Raw genomic sequence first — 22,368 nt, 5'->3', positions numbered from 1 at the left:
AGGTGGGGAAAACAAAAAGCCTTGCAGTAGCTGTATGAAAACTATAATATCAAAACAATCGTTAATTTTACCGGGGTGGATGGAATTTTAAAGGATGAAAAACTGAAAATGTACATGAAAAGAAATTACAGATACTGGCTGGTGTGCGGACTAATTTTTATATCAATGACCTGTATGCCCGCTGTTATGATGGCTCAGCCTAATCCCGGCGATTGTGGTAACCAGGATCCGGATTTGCCACCTTGCCCTGTTGACGGAGGATTAAGTTTGCTTGTGGTAGCAGGCATTGCCTATGGTGCAAAAAAAGCAAGAGATACCCGCAATAAAAATGCCGTTAATACTATATAACCCGGGACATTAAAGCCCTTGAAGCTGATAGCTGCTATCATCTTTTTTCATCACTAAAACAACCCTCATCAATTTGTTGGCACAGTCATTTTTTTATGCGAAATTTGACCATAATCTTTTACTATTTAAATACAAAGATTGTTGTGCAGCCGGTAGTTATTTATTATTTAACTATTATTGCGCATCCTAAAGAATTCATTATGGAAATACCTGCATTTTGTCCATTTGCTAAACAGGCTTTTATTACTGGTGTACAATTATTTGCAGGTATATTTTTGGCAGCTGCTCTATTATCCTCCTGCGCCATTACAAAACCTACCTATATTTTTAAAGACATCAAAAAAGATACCACCATACAGGGGTTTGTTGATACCAATGTAGAATTAAAAATTCAAAAAGATGATTTGCTGAATCTCACCATTTCCAGTCTTAATCCGGCGGAAGATGCTTTATTTAATTCGGCAATGGGGGCTGCAGCTGCTCCAGGTAAATCGGATGCTGGCGGGGCAGGTTACCTGGTTAGTAAAGAGGGGAATATTTACATGCACAAACTGGGATCGATTGCTGTAGTGGGTATGACGACTAAAGAGGTTAAAAGTAGCCTCGAAAAAGACCTGCTGCCCTATTTAAAAGACCCTATCGTAAATGTAAGTTTTGCCAATCATTTTATTACGATTATGGGTGAAGCCGGTACTTCCCAAAAATTAAATATGCCCGCAGAAAAGCTTTCCATTTTGGATGCACTGGCGTTAAGCGGGCATGTCACAATAAATGGCACCTTAAAAGATGTCATGGTAATACGGGAAACAGCAGGAGCTAAGCAGTTCAAGCACCTGAACCTGGAAAATGCTTCTATCATTACATCTCCATGGTATTATTTACAGCCAAAAGATGTATTGATAGTAAATCCAAATGAAGAAAAACTATATACGGAAGCAAGACGTACAAGAAACATTCAACTATTGTCGACTACATTATCGCTGATATCAATTACTTTAATTCTCCTGAATAGATTTGTTAAATAACTAAAGAGCCATATTTAGCATGAATGATCAACCATTATTTCAGGAAAAACAGGAGACCAATATTTTTATACAGGTGTTGCAAAAATACCTGCCTTTTTGGCCGTTGTTTGCGTTGACCATTCCCATTGCCATGAGTGTGAGTTATGTTTACCTGCGTTCACAAATTCCTGTTTATGTTGCTTCTGCAAAAGTATTATTAAAGGACCCGAATAAAGGTTCCGGCGACAGTAAAGTACTGGATGCCTTGAATATATTCAGTGAAAAAAAGATTGTAGATAATGAAATACTGGTATTAAAATCTTCCAGTATAGTGCAGCAGGTAGTAAAGGAACTGGACCTGTACGCTACAGTATACAACCAAGGCAAGGTAAGACTGGAAGAATTGTATGGTCAAAACTCTCCTGTAAGTTTTATTGCCCTCGATGAAGACAGTATACTTTCTTACAATAAATATTTTTTCTCTATAGATTGGCAAAAGAGAACAATTTCTATTAATAATCAATCTATACATTTTGGCTCCACGGTTTTATTAGGCAACACCAGTTATCGAATTGTGATTAACGATAATTATAATAAGGCTGTTACCGGGAAAAACTATTTTGTCTTATTCAGACCGGTGGCTGCAGTAGCCGGGGGAATATCAGGTGCGATTAAGGCGGTTCCACTCTCCAATGCTTCTACTGTGCTGGATGTTTCTTTTTCCACTCCGGAACCGCTAAAAGGAGAAGCCATTTTAACCAAGCTTTTTGCGGTGTACAACAAGGAAGGTATTGAAGATAAGAATCAAATTGCGTTGCGTACACTCAATTTTATTGATGGCAGGCTGCGTTTATTGAACGGACAACTGGATAGTGTAGAAAAAAACATCGTTTCTTTTAAATCTAAGGAATCTTTATATGCCGTTGGATCGCAGGCACAACTTTTTTTAGATAAAGTGCAGGATTTAGACAAGCAGAAAGGGGAAATTGATTTACAATTAGAAATATTAAATGATGTAAAGACTTATATTCAGCGAAAAGGAAAAAATAATGGAACAGTTCCATCTTTGAACCTGATTACTGATGCAACACTGAGCACATTGCTTGGTCAGTTATACCAGGCGGAGTTTGACCGGGACAATGCCATTTCAATTACCGGCGAGCAGAGTGAACCCGTGCTGATTGCCAAAGAAAAAGTGAACCGGTTAAAATCCGATGTTCAGGAGAACCTGAACAATATCAGGGCCAACCTGCTGACAGTAAAAAATAATATCGTTGCCAAAACCAACTTAAACAATGGCTTACTTAGCCAGATACCTCAAAAAGAAAGGGGATTGTTGGAAATAAGCCGGGAACAGGAAGTAAAAAGCACAATTTATTCCTATTTGCTGCAGAAAAGAGAGGAGACCGCATTGTCCTCCGCATCGACTTCCTCAGATCTAAGAGTGATTGAAAAAGCTAATTCTTACGGCCCTGTAAGTCCGGTAGCTAAAAACTTTTATTTAACCGGATTTATCGTGGGGCTGCTGTCAGCAGTATTCCTGGTTTTATTGAAGGAGCAATTTAAAAGCAGGATTTTATTCCGGGACGAAATTGAGGGGAAAACTTCTGTGCCTTTTGCCGGTGAAATTGTACAAGCCGGCACCAAAACACCAGTTGTCATCCTGGAAGGCAAAAGAACGGTCATTGCTGAACAGTTCAGGGCTTTGCGTACCAACCTGGCTTATATCGGTTTAAATGAACAAAATAAAACCATGCTGGTCACTTCCAGCATATCAGGTGAAGGCAAGAGTTTTATCGCCATCAATTTTGCCATCAGCCTTACATTGACCGGTAAAAAAGTGGCGCTGATGGAAATGGATCTGCGCAAACCTAAACTCAGTAACCTGATGGGCATAACCCGTGATCCGGGTATTTCCAATTATATTGTTGGTAAAGCGACCTATCAGCAGGTTGTACATGCGTCTTCGATCGCCAACTTATTTATCGTTCCGGCAGGGGTAATACCACCCAATCCTACAGAACTGATTGGCAAACCCGGCTTTACCGACCTGATGGAAAAATTGAAAAAAGACTTTGATTATGTTATTTTAGATACTGCTCCCATTGGGCCGGTTACAGATGCGCTGTTACTGAAAGATTATTGCGATGTGACACTTTATGTAACCCGGCATGACCGTACGCCCAAAGTATTTATCAAAACCATCAATGAATTGCACGAGGCGAAAAAGTTCAATAACATGTGTATTGTGTTTAACGGGGTTAAAAAGCGGGGCATCAATATCGGCAATATCAGTAAGAGTTATGGATATGGTTACGGATATGGATACGGATATGGATATGGGTATGGATACGGCTATGGGTATGGTTATGCCGTGGATGATGCCCAACCCGGCTTTTTTAACATGAAACGCTGGTGGCGCAAGATAAAGGGCGTTATTTATGGAAGATAATTGAAATGTGGGGAAGAGACGACAATTTAAGAAAAATACTGGCTTTAGTTGGTTTATAACACCCTTCAAATATTTCCCAACCTCTTTTGATGAGTTGATCTGTATTCACCGTTTTTTAAAGAAGCGAGCGGATCTTAATTTGGGTAAATTTGAAGCGCTATTTAATTAAAACAAAGCAGTAATCAACTGCGGACCAGCGGATAAAAAATATTATTTCATCAGCTTCTTACAAAAACAATGTGACTGAGGCTAAGCGAAGCTATGCGATGACGGAGAATAACGGACAATGGTATGCACTGTATACAAAGCCACGCTGGGAGAAAAAAGTGGCGAAATTGCTGGATGAACAGGGCATTGAAAATTACTGTCCCATTAACAAGGTTACCCGGCAATGGAGCGACCGCAAAAAAGTAGTGCTTGAACCTGTTTTCAAAGGCTACGTTTTTGTAAAAGTGAGCGAGGAGGATAAATGGGATATACGGAAAGTAAATGGTGTACTTAACTATGTATACTGGCTGGGCAAGCCCGCTACTATCCGCGAAGACGAAATTCAAACCATTCGTAAGTTTTTAAATGAATTTACGGATGTGGAAGTAACTGATCTTTCGCTGAAAGTAAATAGTACGGTGCGTATTAAAACGGGGGTGTTGATGAATTACCAGGGTATATTGGTAGAACTGGTGGGTAATAAGGCGAGGGTTAGAATTGAGAGTATGGGGTTACAGTTGAGTGCGCAGTTTGATAAACGAAATTTGGAAAGTATTTAATTGATAATGCTTTCAAATTTTCCTTTCTAAAATTATTCAGGAAGGCGAAAATATAGTTAGTTGTATTTAGGTCAGAACCGCTTTAATTTATTCGCAGTTTCTTCTTTACTTTTTTTGTCTTGGACACAAAAAAAGTAACAAAAAAAAGTCAAGGCAGCAACGAATACAGCCCGTTGCTGCCGTACAGCTTTGTTGAACTGTAGTGCATAGTGATTTCGGCTTTGGTAATTTTATAGTTAGGCTTGCTACCACTCAAGGATAGGTTAGGTAATTGGTTCACTTCGGATTGAATATTTAGGTCGCAAGCTTTTTATTCAATCGTTATTTTCCACTTTACTTTTTTTTTCTTGACACAAAAAAAGTAACAAAAAAAAGTCAAGGCAGCAACGAATACACCCCGTTGCTGCCGTACAGCTTTGTTGAACTGTCGTGCATAGTGATTTCGGCTTTGGTAATTCTATAGTTAGGCTTGCTACCACTCAAGGATAGGTTAGGTAATTGGTTCACTTCGGATTGAATATTTAGGTCGCAAGCTTTTTATTCAATCGTTATTTTCCAGTTTACTTTTTTTTACTTGACACAAAAAAAGTAACAAAAAAAAGTCAAGGCAGCAACGAATACACCCCGTTGCTGCCGTACAGCTTTGTTGAACCTTTGTGCATAGTGGTTTCGGCTTTGGTAATTCTACTGTTAGGATTGTTAGGGCCAAAGTTTAGATAAGAGCTTTTGGGTTTTATGCCCTGAAAAATAACAATATATTTAAAGATCCTGTTGATCCAGACGGGGTACCCGTACCTTATTACCTATCACCTATCACTTAAAACTGTTTTTGTTTCAGGAATAAGCAAGGGTTCCCGAACCGAACAACTTATAACTTACAACCTATAACTCATAACTTTTTGTCACTTATCACTTATAACTCATAACTCAAAAAGTGTGTAGAATCGCCGGCCTTATAAACCCCTCCATGCCTGTTGCTGCAATTGAAGCTGCGGTTAAGGAGATGTGTACGGTGCAAAAGCACGGCGGGCCGGATGATGAGGGGATGTTTACCGATGTGGATAACCATTTGGTATTGGGGCACCGGCGACTGAGTTTAATTGATCTGTCTGCTGCCGGGCACCAGCCGATGAGTTATGGCAGCGGACGTTATACTATCAGCTACAATGGAGAATTGTACAATTACCTGGAGTTAAAGGCCAAACTGCAAAAAGCTGGCGCTGCCTTTACCACGCACAGCGATACGGAAGTAATACTGGCGGCATTTGCATACTGGGGCGTAGCAGCTTTTCAGCAATTCAACGGCATGTTTGCCTTTGCCCTTTGGGACAATCAAAAAGGCGCTGTCTACCTGGTAAGAGATCCAGCGGGTATCAAACCGCTATATTTTGCACATACAAAAGAAGGGCTGGCTTTTGCTTCGGAAGTAAGGGCCTTTAAAGGACTGGCTTACCTGCAGGATACTAACCCGCACTGGCAGGTTTACCTGATGGCTTATGGCCATCTGCCCGAACCGGTTACTACGTTAAAAGAAGTACAACCGTTGAAAAAAGGCTGGTTCCTGCACTACAGTGTGCAGTCCGGCGAATGCCGCCAGGAGCCGTTCAACCGCTTTAATTATGTAGAGCAAATCAATGACCGGCAGCAGGCCATCGAACTGGTGCAGCAGTCCCTGGCTGCTTCGGTAAAACGGCACTTGTTAAGCGATGCGCCCATCGGCGTTTTTTTAAGCGGCGGTCTGGATTCAAGTATAATTGCCAGCCTGGCCAATAAAGAAATAACCGATCTCAATACCATTTCACTCGTTTTTGACGAGGCTTTGTACTCCGAAAAAAAATACCAGGACATGGTGCAGCTGGGCTTACAGGGAAAGCAGCACCAGCACCTGTTAAAAGAGGCCGACTTCCATGCAGATATGCCAGCGATCATGCAGGCGATGGACCTGCCCTGCAGTGATGGTATCAATACCTGGTTTATCAGTAAATATGCCAGGCAGCAAGGCCTGAAAGCGGTGCTTTCTGGTATTGGCGGAGACGAGTTGTTTGGAGGGTATCCTTCATTTAACCGCATTGCCACCGCATTGCAGGTAAAACAATACCTGCCGCCAGCAATGTTAAGAAACAGCAGGCTGCCGGGATTGAAAAAATTGCGCCGGCTCTGTTACCTTAGTTTACCGGGTTCGGTGGGTATGTATCTGTTCTTACGGGGCCAATTTATCCCATCAGAGATAGCCGCCTACCTGGATATGCCGGAACCGGCCGTTTGGGACATTTTGCAGCAACAACCACAGGTGCCCGACATTGCGAATTTAACCCCTAAAAACCAGGCAAGCTGGCTGGAGACCAACCTGTATATGCAAAACCAGTTACTGAGGGATGCAGATGTAATGAGTATGGCACACGGGGTAGAGATCAGGGTACCTTTTTTAGACGCTAACTTTGTGAAACTGGTGCTGCAATTGTGCAGTAATATCAAATATTCAGGGTCGTTTAACAAGCAATTACTGATTGATAGTTTTAAGGAGGAAATTCCGGCAGCAGTCTGGAACCGGCCCAAGATGGGTTTTTCTTTTCCGTTTAAAGAATGGCTGGGTAACAACCGGTATTCCGAAGGTAAACCAGGGTCAAAGACTGCCCTGTTTCATAAGGAGTTTACCCGTGGCAACCTGCACTGGTCGCAGTTTTTTACTATCTATTTAATGGAAAACCAGTTGCATGCATAATACCACTATATTTTGTACGCTCCGGGTTTTTTCAGCCACGGGTGGTATTGAAAAAGTTTGCAGGGTGGCTGGTAAAGCCATGCAGGAGTTGTTTGAGCAGGACAGCCCTAAAAAGATAACAATTTATTCGTTGTACGATGAGTCGGCGGATATCAATACAGCCTATTTCCCCGCCACTATTTTCAGGGGTTTTGGTAAAAACCGGTTTCGGTTCTTTAATTGCGTTTTCAAAATGGGAATGGGGTGCGAGCGCATACTGTTAAGTCACGTTAACTTATTGCTGATTGGTTATATCATTAAATTATGTTCGCCGAAAACTAAGCTTGTATTAATGGCGCACGGCATCGAAGTATGGCAGGCCTTTCCCTGGTGGAAGCGGATGGCCTTACGTAAATGTGATCTGATCCTGGCTGTAAGCCAGTTTACAAAGCAGAAGCTGATCAGTGAAAACAATTTGCCTGAAAATAAAATTACGGTGCTGAACAATTGCCTGGATCCATTTCTCCCCGTTCCGTTAACCGGTGGCAAACCTGCATCGTTGCTGGCAAGATATGGAATTGAAGCGGCTGATAAAGTGGTTTTAACACTCACCCGCATGGCTTACAACGAACAGTACAAAGGCTATGAGCAGGTAATCCGGTCTGTGAGTGATTTAAAGAAAAGCATCCCTTGCATAAAATACATGCTGGTAGGTAAATACGATGCCGCGGAAAAAGCGAGACTGGATGCCTTAATCACCAAATTAGGTGTGCAACAAAATATTATTTTTTCCGGATTCATCCCCGATGCAGAACTGGCAGCGCATTACGCCCTCGCCGATCTGTACATCATGCCCAGCCAGAAGGAAGGATTTGGTATTGTATTTATAGAAGCTATGTTTTACGGTAAGCCGGTAATAGCTGGCAATGTGGACGGTTCGGTAGATGCATTGCAAAACGGAAGGTTGGGGATACTGGTAGATCCAAATAACCAGCATCAAATAACGGAGGCCATTGAAGCAGTATTAAACGGCAGCAAACAAGTAACACCGGAAACAGAAGAGGTGCAGCGTTATTTTGGTTTTGAAGCATACAAACAAAAGTTGAAGGCGGTGCTGCAATAATTTTTGTTAAGGTTATTGTTAGGATTATTATTCGGATCAGCAAAGGCCCCAAAAGTTATAACTTATAACCTACAACTTATAACTGCTAACATTGTCTGAACATGATTTATAGGATTCACTTGATTTACATGATCTATCTAACTTCAAACTCTTTCAGTAATACGACAATTTATAACGGACCAGGTGTGCAATGAAAAAGTATTATCTCCGATCAGCAAACGCCCAAGAACTTATAACTTATAACCTTAAAAGGGGGTCTGAACTGTGATTTTGGATGATTAATTTGATTAAAATGATTACCAGGGAACAGGTTCTTCAATAAAACGAAGATTTTAAAAGAAGAAAGACCGGTTTGAAAGGGGAGTCTTCCTAACCAGCCGACTTCACACTCACAACTGACCACTCACCACTCACAACGATGTATTTCAAACACGATACCGCAATAGTAGAAGAAGGCTGCAATATCGGCGACGGTACCAGTATCTGGCATTTTACGCACTTGATGAGCGGATGTACGGTGGGCAGTAATTGCAATATTGGTCAGAATGTATTCATAGGGCCCGAGGTGGTGTTGGGGAATAAAGTAAAAGTGCAGAATAATGTGTCAGTCTATACCGGCGTGGTGTGTGAAGACGACGTCTTCCTGGGGCCATCGATGGTATTTACCAATGTCATCAATCCCCGCAGTGCCATTGAACGCAAAAATCAATTTAAAAAAACCTGGGTAAAAAGAGGCGCAAGTATTGGGGCGAATGCAACCATCATCTGTGGTAATGAGCTCGGGGAGTTTTGTATGATTGGTGCAGGCGCTGTAATTACCAAACCGGTAAAACCCTATGCCTTGATGATGGGTAACCCCGCCCGGCAAAAAGGCTGGGTAAGTGAGTACGGGCACACCCTGCATTTTTCACCCGAAGGAAAAGCCACCTGCCCCGAAAGCGGCGAGCAATACGAACTAAAAAACGAAACAGTAAAAAAGTTATAATCGAATAAACGTCTGCTGCCTTCGCCTTAAGCCTTAAGCTTTCGGCTTTCAGCCTTCCGCTTTAAAACAAAAAAATGATGCGCCACGGGTAAGGCAGCGCATCATAGTAATGCTGGCGGTTTTTCAGCATAGGATTAGGATACCAGAACAGAGCCAGTGTACAAACTGCTGGCAATATTCAACCCTGTTTCACTTATAAAACCCAGGTAGGTTTCTACCGCCCTGCCACTAAAGGCAGCCAGGTTAAGGGTTTCAGTTAGTGAACTACGGTCTGCACCACTGGTAACGTAGATGCATTGGTTCAGGCTGGGGCAGTAAGCAACCGGAACGGCTTTATCGGTAGCCTTTGCTACGCCCACGCCTGTGTTGTCCGTCCAGCTGTAAACAAGCTGGCTGCCTACTCCCATTATAACGCCCGGTGCCAGCACGTTCGGCAAATCGCCGCGGCTTACCAGCACACTGGCATAGTCAATGCTGAAAATGGGGTACACACCAGTAACAGCATTTTTGAGTGTATAACTCAGGGCGCTGTTAACACCTGTTTTTTTAACGGCGAAGTTGTTAAAGGTCATTTCCAGCAAACCGCTCATGCTTTGTACAAAACGGATGCACATCCCGAATTTCAGCTGCTGCGCCAGTTGGGCATCGCTGGGATTGAGATTTTTGAAAGAACTTTTACTTCGCATGTAATCAACGCCTTTCCAGTTGCCGCCGACTACATTGCCTACTTTGCCTGAGAATCCGCCAAGGATTCCTTTTGAAAATTTTCCCATGATTTTTAATTGGGTTTTAGATTTTAAAAAATACTGTATACTTATTTTACCCGATCGTGTAAAGGCACACAGTTGTTCTACAGTATAACGCGGTTAACATACAATTAATATGTAGTTGTTTGCAAGTGAACAATTTAGAACATGGTTGAACAATATTGAACAAAGTAGAACACAGATAACCAATTATGAACAGTTTTAAACAACAGCAATACATGTAGAATTCCAGGCAGGCAGTCAGTGCATTAGATCGAATCAATTAGTTTTACAGGTTACTTGTAATTCATTCAATACCGCTTCAAAACAGTGAAAAGTATTGCCGAAGCATTCCCGAAGCATTCCCGAAGCAGGTCCGAAGCAAACACGAAGCATTTTTTGGTTCCTTTCAACAACTTGGAAAAGACAATTTAAAACAGTGCCCCACATGACATTAGAAATAAATAATATGAAATATTGTAAATATTAAAAATAATTTTTATCTTGATGCATTATCTTCTGTAATCTGAGTTGTTCCGGTTACACAGGATTGTTATTTATCCCTATTTATAACTTAAAAATGCATCCAGATGCCTGACAAAAAACATCAACCTGAACAGCCAAAACATCCCTTTGCAATCAGATTTGTGGACTCGTCTCAACTTCAAAAGATTGTTGGAATTGGAAGAACCAAACTTTACTATCTGGAAAAATCCAACATATTGGTGCCCCGAGATTTAGGTGGAAAAAAAATGTACGACATGCTTGAATTGAAAAAGTATATGGAATCTAACAAATCGAAGAGAATACCAAAAAGAAAGCCAGGGAAAAAACCGGGGGAAAAGCCCGAAGAATAAAGTACCAGCTTTTCAGCCCCTTCCGGGGTACGATTCCCAGGCTGCAAACCGCTGTGCTTTTACAATTTATTATTGCATTAAACATATTTTTTCCTGCAAGTTTTGCGGGTGGCAATGTGCAGCTTAGATAAAAAATAATGCCTGTCAAATATTCTGGGCGGCCCTTATAAGGGTCATTTTCAGCACAGCTTTTCTAATTGACGATCGCAAGTCTGAAGGGAAAACGCTTTGATAAGAAAGTACGGAATCCTAGCATTTTCATACAAACTGGCCACGTGTGCCAGAAGTTTTAAATTGCCAATCATAAAATGAATTGATCATAAAAATCAATTTCAAATAATTTGGTTGTGCTTTTAGGATTGAGCGTTCCGCTTTTTTTACTTTTTACTTTTTAATTTTCACTTTCAACTTTGTCAAAACACTCTAACACCGAAAACCCCACAGAGCATTGGGACCTGATTTTAAAACCTAAAGCCGCGTTGTTCGATTTGCAGCTAAAGGAAGTATGGAAATACCGCGATTTGCTGGTGCTGTTTGTAAAACGTGATTTTGTAGCCCAATACAAACAAACCATTCTGGGCCCACTCTGGCATTTTATACAACCCATATTTACAACCATCGTATTTCTACTGGTATTTGGTAAAATAGCCAATATTCCAACAGATGGCATAAACCCCGTTTTGTTTTATATGAGTGGAATCAGCATCTGGAATTACTTTAGCGCCTGCCTTACTGCTACCAGTAATACTTTTGTTGCCAACGCCGGTATTTTTGGTAAAGTCTATTTTCCCCGGCTGGTCATTCCTTTGAGTACTGTATTGAGCAATATTGTAAAGTTTGTAATCCAGTTCTTTTTGCTACTTGCAGTTATGAGTTGGTATGGCATAAAAACGGGGCATTTTTATTTTGGAGTAAGTTGGTTGTTAATACCATTATTGGTCTTAATGATGGCTGGCCTTGGTCTTGGGTTGGGTATTATCATTTCGTCCCTTACCACCAAGTATCGCGATTTTAGTGTATTGATAGGTTTCGCTGTTCAATTGCTGATGTATGCCACCCCGGTAGCATATCCATTATCCTATTTAAGTGGGAAAAGTTTTGCTGCCTGGATTTCCTGGAATCCATTAACGCCTATTGTAGAGGCATTTCGCTTTGCTTTGTTCGGCACGGGGTCTGCTTATGGTACGGGTCTGGTGTATAGCGGTGGAGTAATTGCTCTGTTACTATTTTTAGGTTTGTTAGTTTTTAGTAAAGTTGAAAGGACATTTATGGATACGGTATAGGCCTGCGGTGTCGGTACCTCTGCAACAAATTACCCTACCAGTCGTTTGTAAACCTGGAAACCTCCAAATTCTAACCTTGGCGCTTAAGTATATTGCAAGCACCGGTGATAAGCCGCTGGCAGACCGCCTTCAGCGGAAATTCGCTCTCCTTGCAGCAACGTTTCACCAATGATGGATATTATAAGAAAGTAAAATGAAAAAACTCAAATGACCGATATAGTAATCAGAGTTGAAAATTTGAGTAAACAGTACAGGTTGGGCAGTGTTGGTACAGGCTCGTTGATTCAAGATCTAAACAGAACATGGTACCTTGTGCGGGGCAAAGAAGATCCTTATCTTAAAATTGGAGAAGTAAATGACCGTACGCAGAAGGGCAACAGCGATTACGTGTGGGCGTTACAGGATATAAATTTTGATGTGAACCATGGCGAAGTATTGGGAATTATAGGCCGCAATGGTGCAGGTAAAAGTACACTCTTAAAAATTCTTAGCCGAACCACTACACCTACAACAGGTTCCGTGAAAATAAAAGGAAGGGTAGCCAGCTTATTGGAAGTGGGTACCGGCTTTCATCCTGAGTTAAGTGGCCGGGAAAACATCTTTTTAAATGGAGCTATTCTGGGCATGAGCAAACAGGAAATAAAAAGTAAGTTTGAGGAGATCGTGGATTTTGCGGGTGTAGAGCGTTACATTGACACGCCGGTTAAAAGATACTCTTCAGGGATGTATGTGCGTCTGGCTTTTGGAGTGGCGGCCCATTTGGAACCTGAAATTTTAATCGTGGATGAGGTTTTGGCTGTGGGCGATGCTGAGTTTCAGAAGAAGGCATTGGGAAAGATGAAGGATGTCAGTAGACAGGATGGGAGGACTGTTTTATTTGTAAGTCATAATATGACGGCCATTAAAAGTTTATGCAGTAAAGTTTTGTACCTGGGCAATGGGCAAAAAATACAATACGATCATACAGAAAAAGTTATCAATAATTATCTTTCTCACAATGCCAATAGTAGTTTGCTGCAATCTTTTGACGACCAGTTAACAGCACCTGGAAACGAATTTGTCAAAGTAAAGCGATTGGAAATTTGTCCTGTACTCAATGAATTAAATGAACCAATTACGGTAAATACCCACATAAATGTTGAGTTTGAGTTTTGGAATGAGGTGGATGATAAAGAAATTAACCTAAGCCTGCATTTGTTTACCATTGCACAGGAATGTGTTTTCAACGTTGGATCTCCTGCTAAAATATTAACAAAGGGCCTCCATAAGGGCATTTGCTTAATACCTTCCAATTTACTAAATGATGGCTTGTATATGGTTTCTATGATGATTGTGATTGATCGGTCACATGCATTGTTTAACTATGAAAACGCCGTTTCTTTTGAAGTAAATGAAAACAGGACCCCGGGAGGGTGGCATGGAAAATGGCCCGGATTTATAAGACCACAACTTGATTTTACTTTAGACTAGTTGAATGATAAACGTAACAAAAACATATCTGCCGCCATTCGGAGAATATACTGATATTCTTAAACGGGCATGGGATAAAAGCTGGATAACCAATAATGGGGAGTTAGTTCAGGAACTGGAGAAAAAACTCAAGGAGCAATTATGTGTCAATCACCTGTTATTTACTTCTAATGGAACAGTCGTACTGCAAATAGCATTGAAAGCATTAAATATTACGAAAGAAGTAATAACTACACCTTTTTCATACGTGGCGACTACCAATGCAATTTTATGGGAGGGATGTCAACCAGTTTTTGTAGATATTGAACCTACGGCATGTTGCATAGATGTATCTAAAATAGAAGCGGCAATAACAGAAAGAACAGAGGCTATTTTGGTAACTCATGTTTATGGATTTCCGTGTGATGTCGATAAAATTGAAGTAATAGCTGTGAAACATAAGCTGAAAGTTATTTATGACGGAGCCCATGCATTTGGAGCAAAGTATAAAGGGAAGTCATTATTGAGCTTTGGGGATATAACGACATGTAGTTTTCATGCAACGAAATTATTTCATACAGTAGAGGGAGGCTGCATTATTTGCAATGATGACGAACTTGCCCGAAAGCTATTGTTATATCGCCAGTTCGGACATATTGGCGAGGATTATTATTCCATGGGCATCAACGGCAAAAACTCTGAATTTCATGCTGCCATGGGGTTAGCAGTATTGCCCAAAATAAGTGATATTATATTAAAACGCAAAGCCGTTTCGGAATTATATGATACGCTGCTTAATTTTAATGAGATAAATAAGCCGGTAATTCCGGCTGAAACTGTTTTTAATTATGGTTATTATCCGGTGATTTTCAAAAGCGAGCAAATAGTTTTAAGGGTATTGGATGCCTTACTTCAAAACAATATTGCTGCCAGGCGATACTTTTATCCTTCATTGAATCAATTGCCTTTTTTGAAAGAATACCAGCCCTGTTTAATATCGGAAGCTACTAGTAAGTGTGTGTTAACTATTCCCCTGTTTTACGATCTTTCTGAAACAGATACAAGGCGTATTGCAGCAATTATAAATCAGCAACTGTAGTTTTGAAGTTATCCATTATGCAGCCTTATTTATTCCCCTACCTGGGATATTTTCAACTAATCAATGCCGTTGATAAATTTGTTGTGTATGATGATGTTGCTTTTATAAAGCAAGGCTGGATCAACAGGAATTTTTTGCTGCTCAATGGCCGGAAATATTTATTCACGTTTCCTGTAAAAAGTATTAGTTCAAATGCCCCGATAAATGAAACGTTTGTATCGAAAACCCCGTTTAACTGGCAACAAAAATTACAACAAACCATTATTCAGGCCTATAGAAAGGCTCCTTTTTTTAAAGACGTGTTTCCAATGGTGGAGTCAATAATTTCACAAAGCACAGATAAGCCGATAGCGCAGGTTGCAACCGAAAGTATTGAAGCCGTAGTGAAATATCTGTCCATTAAAACGGATATACAGTTGTCTTCCTCCATTTATGAAAACGATCATTTAAAAAATACAGACCGTGTTATTGATATTTGCACAAAAGAAAATGCCATCGCATATATAAATGCCATCGGAGGGCAGCAGCTCTATAAGCAGGAAACCTTTGCCCAAAAGAAGATCAATTTGTATTTTATAAAATCGACATTGCCAGCATATGAGCAATTTGACAGGGAATTTATAAATGGCTTATCAATTATAGATGTGATGATGTTTAACTCACCTGAAAAGGTTAAAAATGATTTTTTACCAATGTATTCACTTGTTTGAAACAGGAATTAATAGATATTATCAATGACCAAAATACAGTGACGAATGGCAGGTTCATTGATAAACCTGTGGTGCCTTATGTTGAAAAGATTTTAAATTTTGCCATCCTTGTAACGTATCATACACAGGGACAGCTTGCTGGATTCATTGCCTATTATTGTAATGATATTGTAAGTAAGATTGCCTTTTTAACGCTGCTTTGTGTGAAGCCTGAATTTGCCGGAAAGGGAATCGGGCAACATTTGCTAAACTGTTCAATTGAGGATGTAAAGAGTAAAGGGTTTACAAGTTTCCACCTGGAAGTAAGTAAAGATAACCAGCTTGCTATTCATTTATATGAACGTGCAGGTTTTGAAGTTATCAGTTCTATGGACAAACTATTTTTAATGAAAAAGGATTTGAGCCATGAAGGTTAGTGTAATTATGTTGGCATACAATCATGAAAAGTTTATTAAAGATGCTATTGAAGGAGTTGTATTGCAAAAAACAAATTTCGATATTGAACTCATAATTGCCAATGATCATTCTAAGGACCAAACTGAGCAGGTTATTGAGCAATATCGCATGAAGTACCCGGTAATCGTAAAAGGGTTTTGCAATGAAAAGAACCTGGGACCGAGATTTAATTTTATAAAGGCATATTCACAGGCAACAGGCAAATATATTGCCATGTGCGAAGGAGATGATTACTGGACTGACTTAAACAAGCTTCAGCAGCAGGTAGATTTTTTAGAGACCAATATAGATTATGTACTTAGTTTTCATGATATAAAAATATTGGATGAAAACGGTACCCCAAAAGATGATAACCGGCAGCCAACATCAAATAAGCGAAATTTTGATCAAAATGAATTGTTGGGAGTTTATCTGCCCACACCAACGCTTGTATATAGAAATGTATTTAAAGATCTACCGGGGGCCTTTAAAAAATCAGATAATGGAGATAGTCTTTTACTATCCTTCTTAACCCAAAAAGGTAAATCAAAATACCATAGTGAAATAAAGGAAGCTATTGTAAGGGTGCATGCTGGTGGCCTTTGGAGTACAAGGGAACTTCCTGAAAAATGGAGTAAAATTTTACATACAAGGTTTTTAATTTTTAAGAGTTTGAATAGAAAGCTCCGGAATGAGGTTTTTGACCAATATGTAAATACTTACGAAATGGCGGCAGTAGATGCCGTTTCTTTTGATTCGCCAGGCTACTGGTACCGATACAATTATAATTACCTGAAATTTTGTTTGTTTGCCGGGCACTACGGAAAGGCCTGGCTAGTATTTCGGAGGATATTAAAAAAGCTTTTTATTAAATGAAAATTTCAGTAATTATTCCTGTTTTTAATGCTGAAAATTTCCTGTTTAGAGCCATTGAATCTGTACTTATTCAACCTGAAGTAACTGAGTTGATTTTAGTTGACGATGGGTCAACAGACAGCAGTTTGCAAATATGCAGGCAGCAAGCTGAGGTGGATAAAAGGATTTTAATCCTGCAACATCCTGGCAATAAAAACAAGGGCGTATCGGCGACTAGAAATTTAGGAATTCAAAAAGCAAGTGAACCCTTCATTGCATTTTTAGATGCAGATGATTATTATCTGCCACTTCGTTTTAGTGCAACTTCTCTGTGTTTTGAAGAAGATGAAACGGTGGACGGAGTATATGAAATGATAGGTGTGCATTCAATTAGTGGAATAATAAATTACTCGGAAATACAGGACGTTCAACCCGGTAAACTTTTTGAAAACTTGCAACCTTTGGGAAATAAACTATGGTTTAGCATAGACGGGCTTACTGTAAAAAAGACAATTTTCAACAAGGCTGGTTTTTTTGATGAAACCTTAAAAACATCTGAAGATACTTTACAATGGTTTAAGATGGCGGCGGTTGCCAAATTGGTTCCTGGTAATATCAGGTTTCCCGTTACTATAGCCGAAAGAGGCTTTATTAGTTTAACTTCTAATAGTAAATTAGTTGAAAAGAACTTTGAGCTGATGTGGTTTAAGTTGTTTGAATATTGCAAAATGGTGCATTTGGTAAATTCACGAAAAGACATGGTATTGAGTAGTTTATTTTTTCATTTAGCACAGATAAACAGGAATGGAATAAATAAAATGCATCTTGTTCTGAGAATAATTATTGCAGATCCCGGTTATGTTTTTTTTCATTCAAATGCGTTCAGGCGTTATGCAGGTAACATGATCGGATATAACCAGATGCTTCGTTTTTTAACAAGGATAATTCGGACAGGAACTAAAGGGATATCGTTTTTATGAAAGAATTGGCTCCCATAGTTTTATTCGTTTACAACCGGCCCTTGCATACGCAGCAAACGCTGGAAGCTCTTGCAGTAAATGAACTGGCAGCTGAATCTGTGTTGTACATTTTTGCAGATGGTATTAAACCGAATGCTACTGATAAGGACATAGAAAAAGTAGAAAAGACAAGACAAGTAATACGAAACAAAAACTGGTGTAAGGAGGTTCATATTATCGAACGGGATAACAATATTGGTCTTGCCGCATCTGTTATTTCCGGAGTTACGGAAATAGTAAATAAATTTGGTAGAGTCATTGTATTGGAAGACGACCTGGTAACGGGCAGCGGATTTCTACGGTTTATGAATGATGCTTTGGAGCAGTATGAAAACGAAGAAAGAGTATGGCAGGTATCCGGATATTTTTTCCCACTAAAAAATATCAGGAGCAGTAGTAGTTCATTTTTTTTAACCTTTGCCTCTTCCTGGGGATGGGCTACCTGGCAAAGGGCATGGAAGCATTTTGACCCACTATCGGAAGGCTACAGCCGGCTGAAAACTGAAAAGGAACTTGCTTATCATTTTGATATAAATGGCAGTTATCCTTACACCGCTATGTTACTTAACCAAATGGAACAAAAAAATATTGATTCCTGGGCAATCCGCTGGTGGTGGTCAATTTTTATTCATAATGCTTTGACGCTATTTCCTGATAAAAGTCTGGTTAATAATATTGGGTATGATGAGGAAGGTACTCATACAAAATATGATAACGGGCATTCGGTTGTGGAATTTGATTGCAATTATCAAATCAGTAGTTTTCCTCAACTAATTGCCCCGGATACGAACATGTTAAGGAAATTGCAGGGCTACTTAATTAATGGCCACGAGAAAAGTAATAATCAAATTTTATTAACTAAACTGAAGTCCTTTTTTAAAGGCAATTTTTTAATAATTATTTGAAATCGTATAATTAAAGAATGATTAAAAATTTTCTTATATGGATTATCAAACGATACCAGTTGCAACAGGTTGTTGAAGCTTTGCAGATTGAAGATAATATCAAAGCTTGTAACAAAAGGGTTACTAATAATGGTGGAACTTTTCTGGCCGGTGCCAGCGTTGAAAATCAACAGAATGATCCAGGTAAGATAGTTATTGGTAAAGGGACCAATGTAGCTGGTCTGTTGCTGATTTTTAAATATGGTGGTAAAATATTGATTGGGGATAATTGCTATATCGGTGACCATTCGAGAATATGGTCTGGAGAAAATGTCATAATTGGCAACGATGTTTTGATTTCTCATAATGTAAATATTATAGATACTAGTGCCCACGAGTTTGATTCGGGGGAACGTGCATACAGATACAAGGATTTGCTAAAAAATGGCCCATGGAGTGAGAAAGGTAGTGTTATTACAGCACCTGTTATTATTGAAGATAATTCATGGATAAGCTTTAACGTTACTATCCTTAAAGGAGTAAAAATTGGAAAGGGGGCTATAATAGGTGCCAATAGTGTTGTAACTAGGGAAGTGCCTCCATATTCTCTTGTTGTTGGGAATCCAGGGAGGGTTGTTAGATATTTAAAATGATTTTTTATCTTTTATTATTATTTGCTCTCGTTGATAATTCTTTAAAAATAGAAAATAGAATAGCGTTTATCACTTGTTACTGAAATTATGAAGTCGAGAATAAAGAATAAATTGAAACATCTATTTGTGAAGGCTAAAAAGGGGAAGTCAAAAGATGAGATTATTGCTTCTTACAAAGCATCAGGTTCTGAACCTTGGTCAGTGGGGTATCATGAATATAAATGGAAATATATTGAAGGTGCGATTCATTCTCAAGATGTTTTGACACAGTTTGAAAATGAACTGTTGCCATCAGGTTATGGTGTTGGATTAGATGAAAGAGTAATTGAATATCCTTGGTTATTATCCCATATTCGGCCAGGTCACGGTAAATTTCTTGATGCAGGCTCAACCTTTAATTTCGGGGATATATTGGCTCATTCTGTGTTAACCGATAAGGATGTTTACATTTATACCTACTATCCTGAGAGTAATAATTTTGCGAACAAACGTATATCTTATGTGTATGGGGACCTAAGGGAATTACCTTTTAAAAATGATTGTTTTGATCAGATAGTTTGCCATTCAACACTGGAGCATATCGATATGGACAATTCAATGTATGGATATGATATTGCCCATCTGCAGGATTCTCAAAATAAAAGCTTCGAGTATTTGAATGTTATTGAAGAGTTGGTAAGGGTAGCAAAGCCAGGTGGACAAATATTACTAACTTTTCCTTATGGCAAATTCGAGAATCATGGCTTTTTTCAGCAATTTAATTCAGAAATGGTTCAAAAAATAGAGGATGCTATCATTGCTACGTGTATGTGTAAAAAGTCATTTGCAAAGTACAATCAAGATGGATGGCAATTTGTATTACAAAGTGAAAGTGAAAACGCCATTTCTTATAACCCACATACCGGCCGTGGTAAAGGGAGTGATAATGCCGCTCATAGCCGGGCAATTTGCTTTATGAAAATTCAAAAAAATAAATAGTCGCTGTTTTGAAAATACTCATCATCGGTTCAAAAGGATTTATTGGCAGCCATGCCTATCATCACTTTTCTAATTTAAACAAAGATGAAACATGGGGCTGCGATGTAGTGGTAGATTATATTGATGATCATTATATTTTACTTGACAGTACCAACAGTGATTTCAATGACCTTTTTGAACAGGAGAGATTTGATGTTTGTATTAATTGTAGCGGCGCAGCCAGTGTACCCGATTCACTGGTGCATCCATTGAGAGATTTTACATTGAATGTTTTTACGGCAGGTAAAATTCTGGAAGCCATTCGGAGGTATGCTCCATTATGCAAGTACATTCATTTGTCGAGCGCCGCCGTGTATGGTAATCCTTCAGTATTGCCTGTTAATGTGCTTTCAACACCGCAGCCGCTTTCGCCTTACGGCTGGCATAAATTATACAGCGAGCAACTGTGCCGGGAGTATCACGATTTTTTTGGCGTTCAGACGCTTTGCCTTCGTATATTTTCAGCATATGGCCCTGGCTTAAAAAAACAATTGTTTTGGGACCTGTATCAAAAATCAAGATTGACGGGCACCGTGAAAATTTATGGCACGGGCAATGAAAGCCGGGACTTTATTCATGTAGAGGACCTTGTACAGGTATTTGAACTGGCCATACAACATGGAGGATTTAATGGGGAAGCAGTAAATGTTGGGAATGGGGAAGAGGTGTTTTTAAAAGATATAGCAGCGCTTTATTTAGGACTGCTAAACAGCGACTATGCATTTTCGGGTGAAATAAAAAAAGGTGATCCGCTTAACTGGTGTGCAGACATATCTGCCATCCGCAACTGGGGATACGAAAATAAAATAACACTTTCTGAAGGTTTAAAAGGGTATATAGCATGGATAAAAGAATTCGACTTGGATTAATATTTTCGGTGGATGAAAACTGGATTGGGGGTACTTATTATATTTTAAATCTTATCAGTGCTTTAAGTACACTACCGGTAGAAAAGCAACCATTTATTACTATTCTAAGTAAAAGGAAAACAGATTTAACAGCAGCACAAAAAACAGGGTATCCATATTTGGATTATCAAAATCCATTTGATTATAAAAGAAACCTGGCGGAGGCTGCAATCAATAAACTGGCAAAGTTTTTTACAGGAAGGGATATCATAGATAAAAGAATTTCAGAAAAAAGGATCGATGTACTTTTTCCTGCGAGCAATGATACTTGTTTTGACAGAATAGCAAATAAAGTATTTTGGTTTCCCGATTTCCAACATATTGTTTATCCTGATTTTTTTAAGGCCAGTGAATTAGCGGCACGCAATCATGTGATTAAGGAAATTGCAGATAGTAATAAAAAATTGGTTTTAAGCAGCGAGGCTGCAAAGAGTGATTGGGAATCTCTTGAGCTAACCGGCCATTGCGAAGTGCATGTAATACCATTTGCGGTAACTCATCCTGCAATTGCCGATTTGAAGATTAATGACTTGTTGAAAGAGCTTGAAATTGATAAAGACTATTTTATAATATCCAATCAATTTTGGAAACATAAGAACCACCAGGTAGTTTTAAATGCAGCGGTGGAACTACTAAAGAGGGGGGTCAAATTTCAATTTGTATTTACCGGTAAAGAAGATGATTATCGCAATCCGGGATACTTTAGCTCCATCCTTCATTTTATTGATCAGCATCGTTTGAATGATAATATAAAAATGCTTGGCCTGATAGATCGCAGAAAGCAATTGAAGTTAATGCAACACTCAATTGCAGTTATTCAACCATCTTTATTTGAAGGCTGGAGTACTGTAATTGAAGATGCTAAATCATTGGGAAAATTTGTTATTGCATCAGATATTGCTGTACATAGAGAGCAGTTGCCATGGGGTGGTTGCTTTTTTGCACCACATGACAGTGATTTCCTTGCGGAATTGATTTGTACAACTTTGTTAAAGCAGCTTCCCGTATTGAAGCTCGAATATGTTGATTCAATTAAAAAATTTGGTCATTCATTTATTAATGTACTGAAGTGA

Annotated in this window: 21 protein-coding genes; 20 read left to right on the top strand and 1 reads right to left on the bottom strand. The window is 39.3% G+C overall.

From position 1 onward, the window contains the following. Positions 1 to 114: 114 nt before the first annotated feature. The 7 genes from QWZ08_RS09655 (at position 115) to QWZ08_RS09625 (ending at position 9,380) form a co-directional block, all read left to right on the top strand. Positions 115 to 348 carry a PID-CTERM protein-sorting domain-containing protein gene (locus tag QWZ08_RS09655; RefSeq protein WP_290337193.1) on the top strand — a complete coding sequence of 78 codons (234 nt, stop codon included), beginning with the start codon at positions 115 to 117 and terminating at the stop codon, positions 346 to 348. Positions 349 to 548: 200 nt separating this feature from the next. Beyond that, positions 549 to 1,373: a polysaccharide biosynthesis/export family protein gene (locus QWZ08_RS09650; protein ID WP_290337192.1), complete on the top strand. Its 825-nt coding sequence runs from the start codon at positions 549 to 551 to the stop codon at positions 1,371 to 1,373. A gap of 19 nt (positions 1,374 to 1,392) precedes the next feature. Then, positions 1,393 to 3,804 (top strand): GumC family protein, encoded by a 2,412-nt coding sequence (locus tag QWZ08_RS09645; RefSeq protein ID WP_290337191.1) that lies wholly within the window; start codon positions 1,393 to 1,395, stop codon positions 3,802 to 3,804. A 239-nt stretch (positions 3,805 to 4,043) separates the two neighbouring features. After that, positions 4,044 to 4,571, top strand: a complete 528-nt coding sequence (locus QWZ08_RS09640; protein ID WP_290337190.1) for a UpxY family transcription antiterminator — start codon at positions 4,044 to 4,046, stop codon at positions 4,569 to 4,571. A 934-nt stretch (positions 4,572 to 5,505) separates the two neighbouring features. Next, complete coding sequence (gene asnB, locus QWZ08_RS09635; protein WP_290337189.1) at positions 5,506 to 7,293, top strand: asparagine synthase (glutamine-hydrolyzing); 1,788 nt, start codon at positions 5,506 to 5,508, stop codon at positions 7,291 to 7,293. Next, a complete protein-coding gene (locus QWZ08_RS09630; protein WP_290337188.1) occupies positions 7,286 to 8,395 on the top strand; it encodes a glycosyltransferase family 4 protein in 1,110 nt (369 codons plus the stop codon). Before asnB ends, QWZ08_RS09630 begins: the two co-directional genes overlap by 8 nt. A gap of 418 nt (positions 8,396 to 8,813) precedes the next feature. Beyond that, complete coding sequence (locus QWZ08_RS09625; RefSeq protein WP_290337187.1) at positions 8,814 to 9,380, top strand: acyltransferase; 567 nt, start codon at positions 8,814 to 8,816, stop codon at positions 9,378 to 9,380. Positions 9,381 to 9,514: 134 nt separating this feature from the next. On the opposite strand, the gene QWZ08_RS09620 is transcribed toward QWZ08_RS09625, so the two are convergent. Next, positions 9,515 to 10,153 (bottom strand): DUF6266 family protein, encoded by a 639-nt coding sequence (locus tag QWZ08_RS09620; protein WP_290337186.1) that lies wholly within the window; start codon positions 10,151 to 10,153, stop codon positions 9,515 to 9,517. 563 nt (positions 10,154 to 10,716) lie between these two features. Between QWZ08_RS09620 and QWZ08_RS09615 the strand changes: the two genes are divergently transcribed. From QWZ08_RS09615 to QWZ08_RS09555, 13 genes are all read left to right on the top strand, one after another. Further along, positions 10,717 to 10,983, top strand: coding sequence for a hypothetical protein (locus tag QWZ08_RS09615; RefSeq protein WP_290337185.1), 267 nt, complete (start codon positions 10,717 to 10,719; stop codon positions 10,981 to 10,983). 410 nt (positions 10,984 to 11,393) lie between these two features. Beyond that, positions 11,394 to 12,266 carry an ABC transporter permease gene (locus QWZ08_RS09610; protein WP_290337184.1) on the top strand — a complete coding sequence of 291 codons (873 nt, stop codon included), beginning with the start codon at positions 11,394 to 11,396 and terminating at the stop codon, positions 12,264 to 12,266. A 207-nt stretch (positions 12,267 to 12,473) separates the two neighbouring features. Then, on the top strand, positions 12,474 to 13,736 hold the full coding sequence (locus tag QWZ08_RS09605; RefSeq protein ID WP_290337183.1) for an ABC transporter ATP-binding protein: 1,263 nt from the start codon (positions 12,474 to 12,476) through the stop codon (positions 13,734 to 13,736). A 4-nt stretch (positions 13,737 to 13,740) separates the two neighbouring features. Next, on the top strand, positions 13,741 to 14,814 hold the full coding sequence (locus QWZ08_RS09600) for a DegT/DnrJ/EryC1/StrS family aminotransferase (protein ID WP_290337182.1): 1,074 nt from the start codon (positions 13,741 to 13,743) through the stop codon (positions 14,812 to 14,814). Positions 14,815 to 14,816: 2 nt separating this feature from the next. Then, positions 14,817 to 15,524, top strand: coding sequence for a WbqC family protein (locus QWZ08_RS09595; protein ID WP_290337181.1), 708 nt, complete (start codon positions 14,817 to 14,819; stop codon positions 15,522 to 15,524). Next, complete coding sequence (locus QWZ08_RS09590) at positions 15,521 to 15,940, top strand: GNAT family N-acetyltransferase (protein WP_290337180.1); 420 nt, start codon at positions 15,521 to 15,523, stop codon at positions 15,938 to 15,940. The genes QWZ08_RS09595 and QWZ08_RS09590 overlap by 4 nt, the downstream gene beginning before the upstream one ends. Then, positions 15,930 to 16,835, top strand: a complete 906-nt coding sequence (locus tag QWZ08_RS09585) for a glycosyltransferase family 2 protein (RefSeq protein ID WP_290337179.1) — start codon at positions 15,930 to 15,932, stop codon at positions 16,833 to 16,835. The genes QWZ08_RS09590 and QWZ08_RS09585 overlap by 11 nt, the downstream gene beginning before the upstream one ends. Then, positions 16,832 to 17,794, top strand: coding sequence for a glycosyltransferase family 2 protein (locus tag QWZ08_RS09580; RefSeq protein ID WP_290337178.1), 963 nt, complete (start codon positions 16,832 to 16,834; stop codon positions 17,792 to 17,794). Before QWZ08_RS09585 ends, QWZ08_RS09580 begins: the two co-directional genes overlap by 4 nt. After that, positions 17,791 to 18,738, top strand: coding sequence for a sugar transferase (locus QWZ08_RS09575; RefSeq protein WP_290337177.1), 948 nt, complete (start codon positions 17,791 to 17,793; stop codon positions 18,736 to 18,738). Before QWZ08_RS09580 ends, QWZ08_RS09575 begins: the two co-directional genes overlap by 4 nt. Positions 18,739 to 18,755: 17 nt before the next feature. Next, positions 18,756 to 19,370: an acyltransferase gene (locus QWZ08_RS09570; protein ID WP_290337176.1), complete on the top strand. Its 615-nt coding sequence runs from the start codon at positions 18,756 to 18,758 to the stop codon at positions 19,368 to 19,370. An 87-nt stretch (positions 19,371 to 19,457) separates the two neighbouring features. Continuing rightward, entirely contained in the window at positions 19,458 to 20,348 is an 891-nt protein-coding gene (locus QWZ08_RS09565) for a class I SAM-dependent methyltransferase (protein ID WP_290337175.1), read from the top strand. 8 nt (positions 20,349 to 20,356) lie between these two features. Further along, the gene (locus QWZ08_RS09560) at positions 20,357 to 21,256 is read left to right on the top strand and encodes an NAD-dependent epimerase/dehydratase family protein (protein WP_290337174.1); all 900 of its coding nucleotides are present in this window, start codon (positions 20,357 to 20,359) and stop codon (positions 21,254 to 21,256) included. Further along, positions 21,229 to 22,368 (top strand): glycosyltransferase family 4 protein, encoded by a 1,140-nt coding sequence (locus QWZ08_RS09555; protein ID WP_290337173.1) that lies wholly within the window; start codon positions 21,229 to 21,231, stop codon positions 22,366 to 22,368. The genes QWZ08_RS09560 and QWZ08_RS09555 overlap by 28 nt, the downstream gene beginning before the upstream one ends.

Source organism: Ferruginibacter paludis (assembly GCF_030409685.1).
In the GTDB taxonomy this organism is placed as follows: domain Bacteria; phylum Bacteroidota; class Bacteroidia; order Chitinophagales; family Chitinophagaceae; genus Ferruginibacter; species Ferruginibacter paludis.
The sequence above is the reverse complement of the archived record's forward strand: the minus strand, read 5'-3'. Positions and strand labels throughout refer to the sequence as shown.